The 14,181-nt window shown below is 35.0% G+C and carries 14 protein-coding genes and 1 other annotated feature; all 14 genes read left to right on the forward strand.

What is annotated here, in order from left to right; translation table 11 throughout:
- Positions 1 to 88: 88 nt before the first annotated feature.
- Positions 89 to 508, forward strand: coding sequence for a cysteine metabolism transcriptional regulator CymR (cymR, locus tag ACXYMZ_RS09410; RefSeq protein ID WP_458948134.1), 420 nt, complete (start codon positions 89 to 91; stop codon positions 506 to 508).
- A 79-nt stretch (positions 509 to 587) separates the two neighbouring features.
- Positions 588 to 1,730, forward strand: a complete 1,143-nt coding sequence (locus ACXYMZ_RS09415) for a cysteine desulfurase family protein (protein ID WP_458948135.1) — start codon at positions 588 to 590, stop codon at positions 1,728 to 1,730.
- Positions 1,731 to 1,744: 14 nt separating this feature from the next.
- Positions 1,745 to 2,857, forward strand: a complete 1,113-nt coding sequence (mnmA, locus tag ACXYMZ_RS09420; RefSeq protein WP_458948136.1) for a tRNA 2-thiouridine(34) synthase MnmA — start codon at positions 1,745 to 1,747, stop codon at positions 2,855 to 2,857.
- Positions 2,858 to 2,872: 15 nt separating this feature from the next.
- Positions 2,873 to 3,535: a tetratricopeptide repeat protein gene (locus ACXYMZ_RS09425; RefSeq protein WP_458948137.1), complete on the forward strand. Its 663-nt coding sequence runs from the start codon at positions 2,873 to 2,875 to the stop codon at positions 3,533 to 3,535.
- Positions 3,536 to 3,560: 25 nt separating this feature from the next.
- Complete coding sequence (gene recD2, locus ACXYMZ_RS09430) at positions 3,561 to 5,873, forward strand: SF1B family DNA helicase RecD2 (RefSeq protein ID WP_458948138.1); 2,313 nt, start codon at positions 3,561 to 3,563, stop codon at positions 5,871 to 5,873.
- 63 nt (positions 5,874 to 5,936) lie between these two features.
- Positions 5,937 to 6,122: a hypothetical protein gene (locus ACXYMZ_RS09435; protein WP_458948139.1), complete on the forward strand. Its 186-nt coding sequence runs from the start codon at positions 5,937 to 5,939 to the stop codon at positions 6,120 to 6,122.
- A gap of 65 nt (positions 6,123 to 6,187) precedes the next feature.
- Entirely contained in the window at positions 6,188 to 7,255 is a 1,068-nt protein-coding gene (locus tag ACXYMZ_RS09440; protein ID WP_458948140.1) for an AI-2E family transporter, read from the forward strand.
- Between the two features lie 43 nt (positions 7,256 to 7,298).
- Positions 7,299 to 7,498 (forward strand) — a binding site (T-box leader).
- Between the two features lie 128 nt (positions 7,499 to 7,626).
- A complete protein-coding gene (gene alaS / locus ACXYMZ_RS09445) occupies positions 7,627 to 10,272 on the forward strand; it encodes an alanine--tRNA ligase (protein WP_458948141.1) in 2,646 nt (881 codons plus the stop codon).
- A 93-nt stretch (positions 10,273 to 10,365) separates the two neighbouring features.
- A complete protein-coding gene (locus ACXYMZ_RS09450) occupies positions 10,366 to 10,632 on the forward strand; it encodes an IreB family regulatory phosphoprotein (protein ID WP_458948142.1) in 267 nt (88 codons plus the stop codon).
- A complete protein-coding gene (ruvX, locus tag ACXYMZ_RS09455) occupies positions 10,633 to 11,046 on the forward strand; it encodes a Holliday junction resolvase RuvX (protein ID WP_458948143.1) in 414 nt (137 codons plus the stop codon). It abuts the gene before it with no gap.
- Between the two features lie 13 nt (positions 11,047 to 11,059).
- Positions 11,060 to 11,350 carry a DUF1292 domain-containing protein gene (locus ACXYMZ_RS09460; RefSeq protein ID WP_458948144.1) on the forward strand — a complete coding sequence of 97 codons (291 nt, stop codon included), beginning with the start codon at positions 11,060 to 11,062 and terminating at the stop codon, positions 11,348 to 11,350.
- 186 nt (positions 11,351 to 11,536) lie between these two features.
- Positions 11,537 to 12,652 (forward strand): endolytic transglycosylase MltG, encoded by a 1,116-nt coding sequence (mltG, locus tag ACXYMZ_RS09465; protein ID WP_458948145.1) that lies wholly within the window; start codon positions 11,537 to 11,539, stop codon positions 12,650 to 12,652.
- Positions 12,653 to 12,747: 95 nt separating this feature from the next.
- Positions 12,748 to 13,389, forward strand: a complete 642-nt coding sequence (locus tag ACXYMZ_RS09470) for an O-methyltransferase (RefSeq protein WP_458948146.1) — start codon at positions 12,748 to 12,750, stop codon at positions 13,387 to 13,389.
- Between the two features lie 15 nt (positions 13,390 to 13,404).
- Positions 13,405 to 14,034: a uridine kinase gene (gene udk / locus ACXYMZ_RS09475; RefSeq protein WP_458948147.1), complete on the forward strand. Its 630-nt coding sequence runs from the start codon at positions 13,405 to 13,407 to the stop codon at positions 14,032 to 14,034.
- Positions 14,035 to 14,181 lie beyond the last annotated feature (147 nt).

The following is a 14,181-nucleotide window of genomic DNA, read 5'->3' on the forward strand; positions in this document are numbered from 1 at the left end:
GTAGTATAATGCTCTAATGAGTTTAATTATAGGAACAAATTTAAAATAATGATATAGATGATTTTGGTTTTTGGGAAGAGGTGCAGGAATGAAAATTACTACAAAGGGAAGATATGGACTTACGATTATGGTGGAACTTGCGAAACATTATGGTGAGGGTCCTAAGTCTTTAAAATCGATTGCGAAAGATAATGATTTATCTGATCACTACCTAGAACAATTAGCTACTCCTCTTAGGAATGCTGGGTTAATAAAAAGTATTAGAGGTGCTTACGGAGGTTATAAACTTTCAAAGGCGCCTAATGAAATAAAAGCTGGTGATATTATTCGTGCATTAGAAGGGCCGATTACTCTTGTTGAGGGTATAGAAGATGAAAAACCGGCACAGCAAGCTTTGTGGATTCGAATCCGTGATGCCATTAGAGATGTATTAGATACGACAACCCTTGACGACCTTGTCCACTCAGATGGTAACCAAGAATCAGAAGCATATATGTTTTATATCTAAGCCATGCTCACAATAACAATTAACTTTAACACAGCCACATAAAAAAAGTTTTACTCTAGTTAGAAGGGAATTTACTTTAATGGAAGAGATATATTTAGATCATGCGGCAACAACTCCAATGGATCCAAGAGTAACTACAGCAATGACTGCTGTTTTTAATGACGTTTATGGAAATCCATCTAGCGTACATTCCTCTGGTAGAAAAGCAAGAAAATTACTAGATGGTGCTCGTTATACAATTTCAAAAAGTATTCAAGCAGACGAAAAAGAAATATTTTTTACAAGTGGTGGAACAGAAGCCGATAATATTGCATTGATCGGTACTGCACTCGCAAATAAGGCGTCTGGAAACCATATTATTACTACCGTACAAGAACACCATGCTGTTCTTCATGCTGCTGAATATTTGGAAACTCAGGGTTTCGAAGTAACATACTTACCAGTAGATGAAAGTGGTCAAATTAAGATTGCAGATTTGCAAGAGGCTCTACGCGAAGATACAATTCTAGTTTCAATCATGTACGTAAATAACGAAACTGGTGTTATTCAACCAATTAAAGAAATTGGTGAAGTTATGAAAGACCATCAAGCTTATTTTCACACAGACGCAGTTCAGGCTTATGGCTTACTTGATATAAATGTTAAAGATTTGAATATTGATTTACTAACCGTTTCAGGACATAAGATAAATGGACCTAAAGGAATTGGTTTCCTCTATGCAAAAGAGACTGTAAAAATTAATACCCTTTTCTTTGGCGGTGAACAGGAAAGAAAGCGCCGACCTGGAACCGAGAATGTTCCTGCAATAGTTGGTCTTGAGAAAGCTGTTCAGTTATCAGAGGAAACGAAGAATAAAAAATACGGGGAATATCAACAGTATAAAAACCTTTTTATAGAACAATTTAAAAATGAAGAAGTTAACTTTGAAGTCAATGGGAGCATGAATGAGACTGTTCCTTCTATTGTAAATATAAGTTTTCCGGGTACAAATGTTGAACAAGTACTAGCGAATTTAGATCTATCGAAAATATCAGCTTCTAGTGGAAGTGCATGTACTGCTGGAAGTATTGAACCATCGCATGTACTTAGTGCAATGTTTGGAGAAGGTAACCCATGCACAACCAACTCAATTCGTTTTAGCTTTGGAATTGCGAATTCGGAAGAAAATGTAATAGAGGCTGCAAAAAGGATTGCAAAAATCATAAAAAGATTAATAAATTAAGGAAAGTGATAAATATGAATGAAAATAAAAACACTCGTGTCGTTATTGGGATGAGTGGTGGAGTAGACTCATCAGTTGCAGCATTGCTTTTAAAAGAGCAAGGCTATGATGTTGTAGGGATTTTTATGAAAAACTGGGATGATACAGATGAATTTGGCGTTTGTACCGCAACAGAAGACTTTGATGATGTTGTGCGCGTAGCAAATCAGTTAGATATCCCGTATTATTCGGTTAACTTTGAAAAAGAGTATTGGGATAAAGTGTTTACTTATTTTCTTGACGAATATAAAGCTGGTCGTACTCCGAATCCAGATGTAATGTGTAATAAAGAAATTAAGTTTAAAGCATTTTTAGACCATGCATTAGCTTTAGGTGCGGATTATTTGGCTACAGGGCATTATGCACAAGTTAGAAATGTTGATGGGAAAGTAGAAATGCTTCGTGGAGTAGATAATAACAAGGATCAAACTTACTTCCTTAACCAACTTTCAAGTGATGTACTAGAAAAAGTAATGTTTCCTTTAGGACATCTTGAGAAATCAGAAGTAAGAGAGATTGCGAAAAAGCATAACCTAGCAACTGCGACGAAAAAGGATTCAACTGGAATTTGCTTTATCGGAGAAAGAAATTTCAAAGAGTTCCTAAGTGAGTATTTACCTGCACAACCTGGTGAAATGCAAACATTAGCTGGTGAAGTAATTGGAAAGCATGATGGATTAATGTACTACACAATTGGTCAAAGACAAGGTCTAGGTATCGGTGGAGCGGGAGACCCGTGGTTTGTCGTTGGAAAGAATTTACAAGATAATGTACTTTATGTAGAACAAAGTTATGAAAATGAAAAATTATATTCTGATTCATTAATAGCAACAGATGTTAACTGGATAAATCCAGATGATATTAAAGAGAGTTTTACTTGTACGGCGAAATTTAGATACCGTCAAAAAGATAGTGATGTGAAAGTTACTATTTTAGATGATAATACCGTTCGTGTAGATTTTGCTAATAGCGAACGTGCGATTACTCCAGGACAAGCAGTTGTTTTCTATGATGGACAAGTTTGTTTAGGTGGGGCGACAATCGACAAAGTGATGAAGAATAAGGAACAACTGCAATACGTTGGTTAAGTTAGGAGCTTTGCAATGGATAAAAATAAACAAGCAATCGAATATATGAAAGATAGAAATTATGAGGAAGCAGCAAAGCTTTTTAATGAAATTATTGAAGAAAACCCTAAAGATCCAATCGGTTATATAAATTTCGGAAATTTATTGACTGAAATAAATGAAACAGAGCGTGCGGAAAGGTTTTTCTTGAAAGCAATTGAGTTAGATAAAAAAGCAGCAACAGCCTATTTTGGCTTGGGTAATTTATTTTTTGAACAGGAAAATTATCAAGAAGCTCAAAAGTTTTTCCAAACGGCAATGGCGAATGGTTTAGAAGAAGCGGATGTTTATTATTTATTAGGGCTTTCCTTACAATATCAGGACCAATTTAAATTGGCTTTACCATACTTGCTTCGTGCAACTGAACTAGAGCCAGAGGATGTGAATTATTTATTCCAATACGGACTATCCTTAGCACAATCAAACTTACTAGAGGAAGCTCAAACCGTTTTTGAAAAAGTAATAGCCATGGACTCAGAGCACAGTGATGCCCATTATAATTTGGGCGTCATTGCTGCATTTAATGAAGACCCTGATAAAGCACTTGAGCATTTTGATCTTGCATTAAAATTCCATCCTGAGCACTACTTAGCCGGAAATGGCAAGAAACAGATAGAGAAGTTTCTTAAAGAGAATTAAGCAACGAAATGTGGGGTTGTTTATAATGGAAAACGAAGAGAGTCTAACCGAAAAAAAGTTTATCAAAGGTACTGTACTATATACGATTTTCAACAACGAAGCGGAAAACTTCTCGATCGTAAAAGTTCTAATCGATGAAACGAACGAAGATTTCGACGAGAAGGAAATTGTAGTAAAAGGGTACTTTACACAGTTGACAGAAGAAAACATGTATCTCTTTTTTGGAGAATTTGAGGACCATTCACGGTTTGGTGTTCAATATCGGGTTGATTCTTATCAAACATATATCCCCGATACAAAAGAAGGTTTAATTAGTTACCTTTCAAGCGATTTATTTTACGCAATTGGTGTTAAGACTGCAACAAAAATTGTTGACCAATTAGGTGTAAATGCAATCCCGAAAATTTTAGATGACCCATCTTATCTAAACAATATTTCTGGTCTTAGTAAAAAAGCAGCAAACTCTTTATTTGAAAGTTTAGTAGAGCATCAGGGCTTTGAGAATGTTGCGATTTCACTATCAAATTATCAACTCGGTCTAAAAATGGCACAAAAGATTTATCAAAAATACAAGGAAGAGGCCATATCTGTGCTTCACGACGATCCTTATCAACTCGTATTTGATGTTGATGGATTTGGTTTTCAAACTGCCGATCGTATCGCTGCAGCAAATGGCATCTCCATGACACATCCAAACCGAATTGGGGCTGGATGTATTTTTGTCATTCAAAAAAGTATTCAAGATGGTCATGTTTATCTACCTATTGATGATTGTGTTGCAGAAGTTTATCAGCTACTAGGCCTATACCAACTTGAAAAAGAAGTCATCTTGGAAAGATTAGAAGCTTTAAACGCTGAAAAGAAAGTCATTGTAATAGATAAAAATGTTTATTTACCTTCCTTATATTATGCAGAAGATAATTTTGCAGGAAATCTCAACAGAATTATAAGAAAGCCAGTTGAATCAGAGACAACCCTAGCAGAATTATTAAAAATTACAGGTGAAATTGAAGAGGAAGAAGTACTGAGTTATGGGAAAGAACAATTTAATGCAATTGAGAAAGCATTGCATTCTAAATTAATGATATTAACGGGTGGGCCCGGGACAGGAAAAACGACAGTAATTAAAGGAATCGTTAAGGCTTATGCAACGATTCATGACCTTTCCTTAGATATAGATGATTATGAGAGCAAGGGAGAATTTCCTTTTGTCTTAACAGCACCTACTGGTCGAGCAGCAAAGAGATTAAGTGAGTCAACTGGCCTTCCAGCCGTAACTGTACATCGGCTATTAGGATGGGATGGGCATACCACGTTTGACCGTGATGAAAACAATCCACTATCTGGTCGCTTCTTAATTGTTGATGAGTTTTCGATGGTTGATATATGGCTTGCTAATCATTTATTTAAAGCAATTCCCGATAATATGCAGGTTTTAGTAGTCGGAGATGAAGATCAGTTGCCTTCTGTTGGACCTGGTCAGGTGCTCTCAGATCTTTTATCAAGTGAAAGAATTCCTATCGTAAGACTAAATGAAGTCTATCGTCAAAAAGAAGGTTCAAAAATCATCCAACTTGCACATGAAATAAAGAATAATGCATTGGAAGAAGAATCATTAAAAAATGCGAGTGATTTTAGCTTTATTCAAGCAAATGAAAGACAGATGGTCCAAGTGATAGCAACTATCTATAAGCGTGCAGTTGATAAAGGAATAGAACCGAATGACATTCAAGTACTAGCACCGATTTATCGGACAGAAGCTGGCATCAACCGAATTAATATTGAACTTCAAGAAATGATTAATCCAAAAACAGAGAAGAAGAAAGAAATCAAGGTGCATGATACAAACTATCGTGTCGGTGATCGGGTAATTCAGCTCGTTAATCAACCAGAAGATGGAATCTTTAACGGGGACATTGGAGAAATCGTTGCAATCTTTTTTGAGAAAGAAAATGTTGAAAAAAAAGAACAGGTTGTTATTGCTTTTGAAGAAAAAGAGATTGTATATGAGAGAAAAGACTATAGTAACTTCATGCATGCGTACTGTATATCCATTCATAAGTCACAAGGCAGTGAATTTCCAATCGTCATTTTACCTGTCTTATCCTCCTACTATCGAATGCTAAGGAAGAACTTACTTTATACTGCTATAACAAGAAGTAAAAAATCACTTATCATTTGTGGGGAAAAAGAAGCATTATTTCGAGGTGTGGCGACAATAGATACAAATAGTCGTTATACAACACTTGTTAGTCAATTACAACAAAGGTTAGAAACGGATAGTTCGCCAGAGACAGAAACAGATGAAGAAGAAATTAGTCCTTATGATTTCATGTAAAAAAAGTATAGTTCATAATATTTCTGGTTAGGCTATTATATAGTTCTTAATCAGGAGTTGATAGTGGTGGATTGTCCGAATTGTAGAGGAAGTAACCTAGGGAAAATAGGATTACACGCATATTATTGTTGGAATTGTTATATTGAAGTTGTCGTAGATAAAAATAAAATTAACTTACATCAAATAGAAATGGACGGAAGTCTGAGTCCACTAAATGATTTATTTACAGAAGAAGAAAGAAGTATTTAATGACTCCGATTAGTTAAAGAGCTTTAACTGTTTTAAAAGACCTTTCAACTATTGGAGGTGTTACTATGCTTCGGTTCCTTCAAAATAAAAATCTTATTTATTTACTATTATTTGCCATTTTATTATTGATATTCTCCTATCTGGTTTATAAAACATATCCAATCTACATTATCTTTTTCCAGTTTATCTGGAGAATATCACTTCCGTTTTTAATAGCTGGTTTTTTAGCGTATTTACTATATCCTTTGATATCCTTTCTAAACAAACACCAAATACATAAAGGTTTGGCAGTTCTTTTAATATATACGGTATTTTTTGGGGGAATAGGTTTTCTATTTTATCGTGTTTACCCATTAATTATTCAACAGTTAAATGACTTAACACAGAATTTTCCTGAGTTTATTAAAATGTATGATGACTTTATTTATAGTATATATGATTATACTGCTTTTCTTCCTGAGACCGTCCATGAAAAGGTGGATGGACTTTTTACTAATATAGAAGCGATTCTAGACCAATTATTAACGAAATTAATGAATGGGTTCATGCATATTTTCGATATGATTATAATCATTACTGTTATTCCAGTTTTAGTCTTTTATTTTATAAAGGATCAACAATTGTTAAAAGGATTTTTTATGAAAATCATTCCAACGAAAAATAGGCAATACTTTAAGAAGGTTGCTGAAGGAATTGATAAAAATTTAGGCGGATATATTCGGGGACAGTTAATCGTATGTTCGTTTGTAGCGCTAACAACTTTTCTGATATTTAAATGGTTGGATGTTCCATATGCCTTGTTACTCGCAATTCTCTTTGGAATCACAAATCTTATTCCTTATTTCGGTCCAATTATTGGAGCAATCCCTGCAGTTATCCTCGCGTATACAGTGTCTGCAAGCTTAGCTTTATATGTGATTATTGCTGTGGTTGTTATTCAAATTATTGAGGGGAACTTACTTTCTCCTTATATTGTAGGAAAGAGTATTAATATCCATCCGGTTGCAATTATTTTTGTATTGCTATTGGGTGGTGAATTATTTGGTGTGATTGGAATGCTTTTGGCCGTGCCGGTGCTTACTATTTTGAAAGTATTTTACATTCATTTATCCCCGTGGACGACTACTAATTGACATCATAAGGTTTTTTCAATATAATATCGTCAGAAGAATATATTTTAAATCGTTAAAAATGACCAGTACATAATTTTTTTGTTTCTAGAGAGGGATTTCATTGCTGGAAGAATCCTAACAAGAGATTATGGAATGCTACCATTAGAGTGCGGCTAATCCCCGCCGGTTTCAAACCGTTACCATGCTAGAGTGATGAATTTATATTCATAATTAGGGTGGTACCACGACAATCTCGTCCCTGCATTTGCAGAGAGGGGATTTTTTTATTTTATTCGCTATGTTAAAGTCCGAAGCGGGTTTATCCTCAACACCAATGAACTTTAACAGCGCCATTTCTGGAATAACAAAAGTATTTTATGGAGGGATTTTATATGAAACAGTTAACATCTGCTGAAGTTAGACAAATGTTTATCGATTACTTTAAAGAGAAAGATCATGCGGTGGAACCGAGTGCATCACTTGTACCGGTCGATGATCCAAGTCTTTTATGGATTAATAGTGGTGTTGCTACATTGAAGAAGTACTTTGATGGTAGAGTAGTGCCAAATAATCCGAAGATCGTTAATGCACAAAAAGCGATTCGTACGAATGATATAGAAAATGTAGGGTATACAGCAAGACACCATACATTTTTTGAAATGCTAGGTAATTTCTCAATTGGGGATTATTTCAAGAAAGAAGCAATCCAGTTTGCTTGGGAGTTTCTAACAAGTGAAAAGTGGCTTGATTTCGACGAGAATTTATTGTCAGTTACCGTACACCCTGAAGACGATGAAGCGTACGATATTTGGCTTCATGAAATTAAACTTCCTAAAGAAAGAATCATTCGTTTAGAAGAAAACTTCTGGGATATCGGGGAAGGACCAAGTGGACCAAATACGGAAATTTTCTATGATCGTGGAGAGAAGTATGGAAATGATTTAAATGATCCTGAATTATATCCAGGTGGAGAAAATAGTAGATATTTAGAAATCTGGAATCTCGTATTTTCTCAATTCAATCACAACCCTGATGATACGTATACACCACTGCCAATGAAAAACATTGATACTGGAATGGGACTAGAAAGAGTAGTATCAATAATTCAAGATGTACCTACAAATTTCGAGACAGACTTATTTATGCCTATTATTAATAAAATTGAAGAAATAGCAAATCTTACTTATGGGCAAGAAGAGAAAGCAACCACTGCTTATAAAGTTATTGCTGATCATATTCGAACAGTTAGTTTTGCTATCGGTGATGGCGCAATTCCATCTAATGAAGGCCGTGGTTATGTATTAAGAAGGTTGTTAAGAAGAGCAATTCGCTTCGCAAAAGACATTGGTATCGAGCAACCATTTATGCATGACTTAGTTGAAACAGTTGGTTCGATTATGAAGGATCATTATCCACAGGTTCTTGAACAAAAAGATTATATTATAAAGATAATAAAAGTGGAGGAGGAACGATTCCACGAGACTTTAAATGATGGATTAGAAATTCTTACTTCTATTATTAAACAAGAAGAGGCTGCAGGAAACAAAGTATTTCCTGGTAAAGAAGTCTTCCGTTTGTATGATACGTACGGGTTCCCTAAAGAGCTAACTGCTGAATATGTAGAACAACATGGTTTTACAATAGATGAAGTAGAATATGAAAACGAAATGCAAAAGCAAAGAGAGCGCGCTAGAAGTGCAAGGCAAAAAGTCGACTCCATGCAAGTGCAGAATAGCCTAATGAATGAAATCGATGTAGAGAGTAGCTTTGTAGGTTATGATACGTTAGAGTTGACTACTACTATTGCAACTATTTTTAATGAGACCGAAATAATTCAATCCGCTCAAGAAGCCGATGAAGTTTATCTCTATTTAGCAGAAACACCTTTCTATGCTGAAAGTGGTGGACAGGTAGCTGACACGGGTTGGATCTATACTGACAATGCTAGTCTCTATGTTAAAGACGTACAAAAGTCACCAAAAGGCCAGCATATTCATCGTGTAGTTGTTAAAGATGGTGAGATTGCGCAAGGTGATAAAGTAAGAGCGATTGTTGAAGAAAGGTTCCGTAATAGTATTATTAAAAATCACACAGCAACACATTTACTACATCAAGCATTAAAAGATGTGTTAGGAAACCATGTCAATCAAGCAGGTTCTTTAGTTACTCCTGACAGATTACGTTTCGATTTCACACACTTTGAAGCTGTATCAAGTGAAGCGATTGTAGAAATTGAGTCGATTGTGAACGAGAAAATATGGAATTCCATTGACGTAGCAATAAATTCAATGAAAATTGATGAAGCAAAAGAATTAGGAGCGATGGCGTTATTTGGTGAGAAGTATGGCGATATTGTTCGCGTAGTACAGGTTGGTGACTTTAGTGTTGAGCTTTGTGGTGGGTGCCACGTACGAAATACATCTGAGATTGGTTTATTTAAGATTGTTTCTGAAGGTGGAATTGGAGCAGGTACAAGACGTATTGAGGCAGTAACAAGTAAACTTGCTTACCAATACTTAAATGAAAAAGCTGAAATCCTAAATGAAGTTAAATCACTTGTAAAAGCAAATGAAGATAAACAAACAATCGAAAAATTTGCTGGCTTACAAAAAGAGTTAAAGAATCTACAAAAGGAAAATGAGTCACTTAGTGCGAAACTAGCTAATGTAGGTACTGCTTCCATCGTTGAGCAGGCAGAAGATGTATCAGGAGTCACTGTTTTAGCTCAACAAGTAGATGTTAAAGATATGAATCAGCTACGTAATATGGTAGATGAATTAAAACAAAAATTAGAATCAGCTGTTATTCTGTTAGCTACTGAACAAGGAGGAAAAGTTCAATTAGCTGCTGGAGTTTCAAAAGATTTAATTGAACGTAAATTACATGCTGGTCATTTAATTAAACAAGCTGCGGAAATTTGCGGTGGTGGTGGCGGTGGCCGTCCAGATATGGCACAAGCTGGAGGAAGCAAGCCTGAAAAAATTGCAGAAGCATTAGAATCCGTTAAGAAATATGTATCACAAACGATAAATGGCTAATGGGTTTGTAACTATCACTTGAAAAGGTTATAATGTTTTTAATATATATGATAGAATATGTGAAGTGGGAAAAACTTGGAATGAGGTGTCACAATGAGTTCAATTGATAAGACAATGAAATTTAATTTCTCAGACGAACCATTTGAACAAGATATTAAAACAATTCTTTTTACTGTACATGAAGCATTGCAGGAAAAAGGATACAATCCAATCAATCAAATTGTAGGTTATTTACTTTCTGGTGACCCTGCATACATCCCAAGACATAAAGACGCGAGAAACTTAATACGCAAAGTCGAACGAGATGAAGTAATTGAAGAGCTTGTGAAATTTTATTTGAAAGAGCAGAAAAACAATTAGATGAAAATTATAGGATTAGATGTAGGGTCGAAAACCATAGGTGTAGCTGTTAGTGATGCCTTCGGTTGGACAGCTCAAGGTATAACAACTATTTATTGGAATGAGAGTAATATTCCTTCTGCAGATGAAGAATTGAAGAAGATTATCGATGAGTATGAAATTACTAAAGCTGTCATTGGATTGCCAAAAAATATGAATGGCACAATCGGTGAACGTGGCGAAGCATCGCAGCGATATGCTAGACACTTTGAAAAGAAGTTTGGAATACCAGTTGTGTTGTGGGATGAACGTCTATCTACGATGGCTGCCGAAAGGGTCTTGCTTGAGGCAGATCTAAGCAGGCAAAAAAGAAAAAAGGTAATCGACAAGATGGCTGCTGTAATGATATTACAGGGGTATCTTGATCAAAAATAAATGAGGTGACTACATGCCATTAGAAGAACAAGAAAGAATCATCATTCCTGATGAAAACGGCGATGAACATTTATTCGAAGTATTATTTACATTTGATGTAGACGAGACAGAACAGTCATATGTTGCTGTTGTTCCTATTGAACAGGCTGAAGATGACGAAGTTGAAGTATATGCTTTTCGTTATGAAGAAAGAGACGATGATGAAGAAGATTTCTCTTTATTCCCTATCGAATCGGATGAGGAATGGGAAATGGTTGAAGAAATGCTCCAAACATTAGCAGAAGAAGAGGAAAATGAAGATTAACCATCTTAAATGTTTAATTGAGCTGATGTCTGAAGAGGACATCAGCTTTTCCCTGCATAAAATGATAGGGTGTTTTCCTCACAGGAAGAACTCGCCCAATAGGTGAAACTAAATGTTTATCACTGCATCAACAGATGTTTCACTTATTCATTTCATTGATTAAACCGAGTTAGAGGGAGAGGTCTTATGTCAAAAGGTAATTTCCTAAATAGATTTAGAGAAAATAGAAATGCCAAAGGTCAGGAAGCAAGTACGATTCGTAAAATTGTTTTTATCGTATTATTTTTAGTGACAATAGCCCTTGTAGTAGCTGTGTTTTGGGGTTATTCTTTCGTGAAAAGCGGACTAGAACCTGTGGCTTCAGAAAGTGAAGAAACAGTTGATATTGAGATACCAATTGGCTCTTCAACTTCAACGATAGCATCCATCTTGGAAGAAAATAATATTATAAATAGTGCACTTATATTTAGGTTTTATATAAGTTTTAAAAATGAATCTGGTTTCCAAGCAGGCGAGTATACGTTTAGCCCTACGATGACGCTCGATGAAATTATAGAATCACTTAAGAGTGGGAAGATAGTTCTCGAACCTACCCACCGGGTGACAGTTCCTGAAGGGTTAACTGTGGAACAAATAGCGGAAATCTTTTCTGGAAAGTTCTCCTTTACTAGTGAGGATTTTGTTGAAATTGCAAATGATGAAGATTATCTGAATGATTTAATAAGTAGATATCCTAATATTCTTTCAGAAGATATATTGCATGAAGATATACGAACACCGTTAGAAGGGTATTTATTTGGTATTACTTATGATATATATGAAGAGGACCCTTCCATTGAGTCCATTATTGAAATGATGCTAGATCAGACTAATTCGGTAGTGACTGGTTACCTAGACACAATAGCTAACAGAGATTTTACCGTTCATGAGGCACTCACATTTGCATCGATTATTGAAAAAGAATCCGGTGCTAATGATCAACGCCAACAGATAGCAGGAGTGTTCTATAACCGTCTAGAACAAGGGATGCGACTACAAACAGATCCAACTGTATTGTATGCACATGGGGAACACAAAGATAGGGTATTATATGAGGACTTAGAAATAGAATCACCATATAACACTTATTATATTGAAGGGCTTCCTATTGGCCCAATAAGCAACTTTGGCATGAGCTCATTTGAAGCAGTTATAAATCCAGCAAACAATAATTATTTCTATTTCTTACATGACAGTGCTGGAAATATTTATTATGCCGAAACACTTGATGAACACAACCAAAATATACAAACATATAGGTAAGACTTCGGAGAGCTTGAGTGATAACCGTAAATGTTATTTCTCAGACTCTTCTCCTTTTAAAAGGAATCGTATTTTATAAAAAAGAGGTATTATATATGGATGAACAGATAGAAAGCTATTTAGAGGAATGTTTACCTGCAAAGGATTCTTGGATAAAAGAATTAGAAGCATATGCAATTGAAAACAATGTACCAATCATGAGTAGTGTAAGTATTGATTATATGCTGAACTTAATTAAAATCCACAAACCTAAAAATATATTAGAAATTGGAACTGCTATTGGTTACTCTGCATTGCGAATGTCCGAAGCAAATCCGAATGCTAATATAACTACGATTGAAAAAGATGAAATAAGATACAATGAAGCCATATCAAACATTACTAAACAAAACAAAGAGAAACAAATCACAGTTCATCTTGGTGATGCTTTAGAAGTAATGGATCAACTAACAATAGATGATGTGACATTTGATTTCATATTTATTGATGCTGCAAAAGGTAAGTACCAAGACTTTTTTGAACTTGCACACCCACTGTTGTGTAAGGGCGGAATTATCGTTACTGATAATGTTCTTTTTCGAGGATATGTTTTACAACCTGAGCTTGCTCCGAAACGATTAAGAAATATGGTAAAAAAAATCAGAAACTATAATAAAAGTGTTAGTTTACATCCAGAATATATTACATCAATTATCCCGCTCGGAGATGGCGTGATGATAAGTTATAAGAAAGATTAAGGGAGATAAATTGCAGTGAATAATAAACCATTAGTAATAGGTGTTGCAGGTGGAAGTGGAAGTGGAAAAACTTCAGTTACAAAAGCTATTTTTGATCAATTCACTGATAAATCTATCTTGGTAATAGAACAGGATTATTATTATAAAGATCAAAGTCATCTATCGTTTGAAGAAAGATTAAATACAAATTATGATCATCCATTAGCATTTGATAATGAACTGCTAATTCAGCATATAAAGGATCTATTAAAGGATCAAATCATCTCAAAACCAGTGTATGACTATAAAATGCATACACGATCTGATAAAGTCATCCCAATGGAGCCTAAGGATGTAATTATCGTCGAAGGTATATTAATATTAGAGGATGCCGAACTACGGGATCTGATGGATATTAAGGTATTTGTTGATACAGATGCTGATTTAAGAATTATTCGCAGATTACTACGTGACATCAAGGAGAGAGGTCGTAGCCTTGATTCAGTAATTGATCAATATTTAACTAGTGTGCGACCAGCACATTTACAGTTTATTGAAGCAACAAAACGATATGCGGATATCATTATTCCTGAAGGTGGAGAAAATCGAGTAGCAATTGACATACTTGCAAGTAAAATTTCAACAATTTTATCAAATAAAATGTAAGTAAACTTCAAATAGATATTGAATTATCTAAGAAAATCTGCCATGATGGTGGATAGTATCTCTTCATATTTAGAAATGAAGCGCATACATTATATCTTAACTAATGTAAATCAACGTGTAAATGTTGGAAATTATAAAGGAGTGTTT

The organism is Oceanobacillus sp. CAU 1775, from assembly GCF_054482815.1.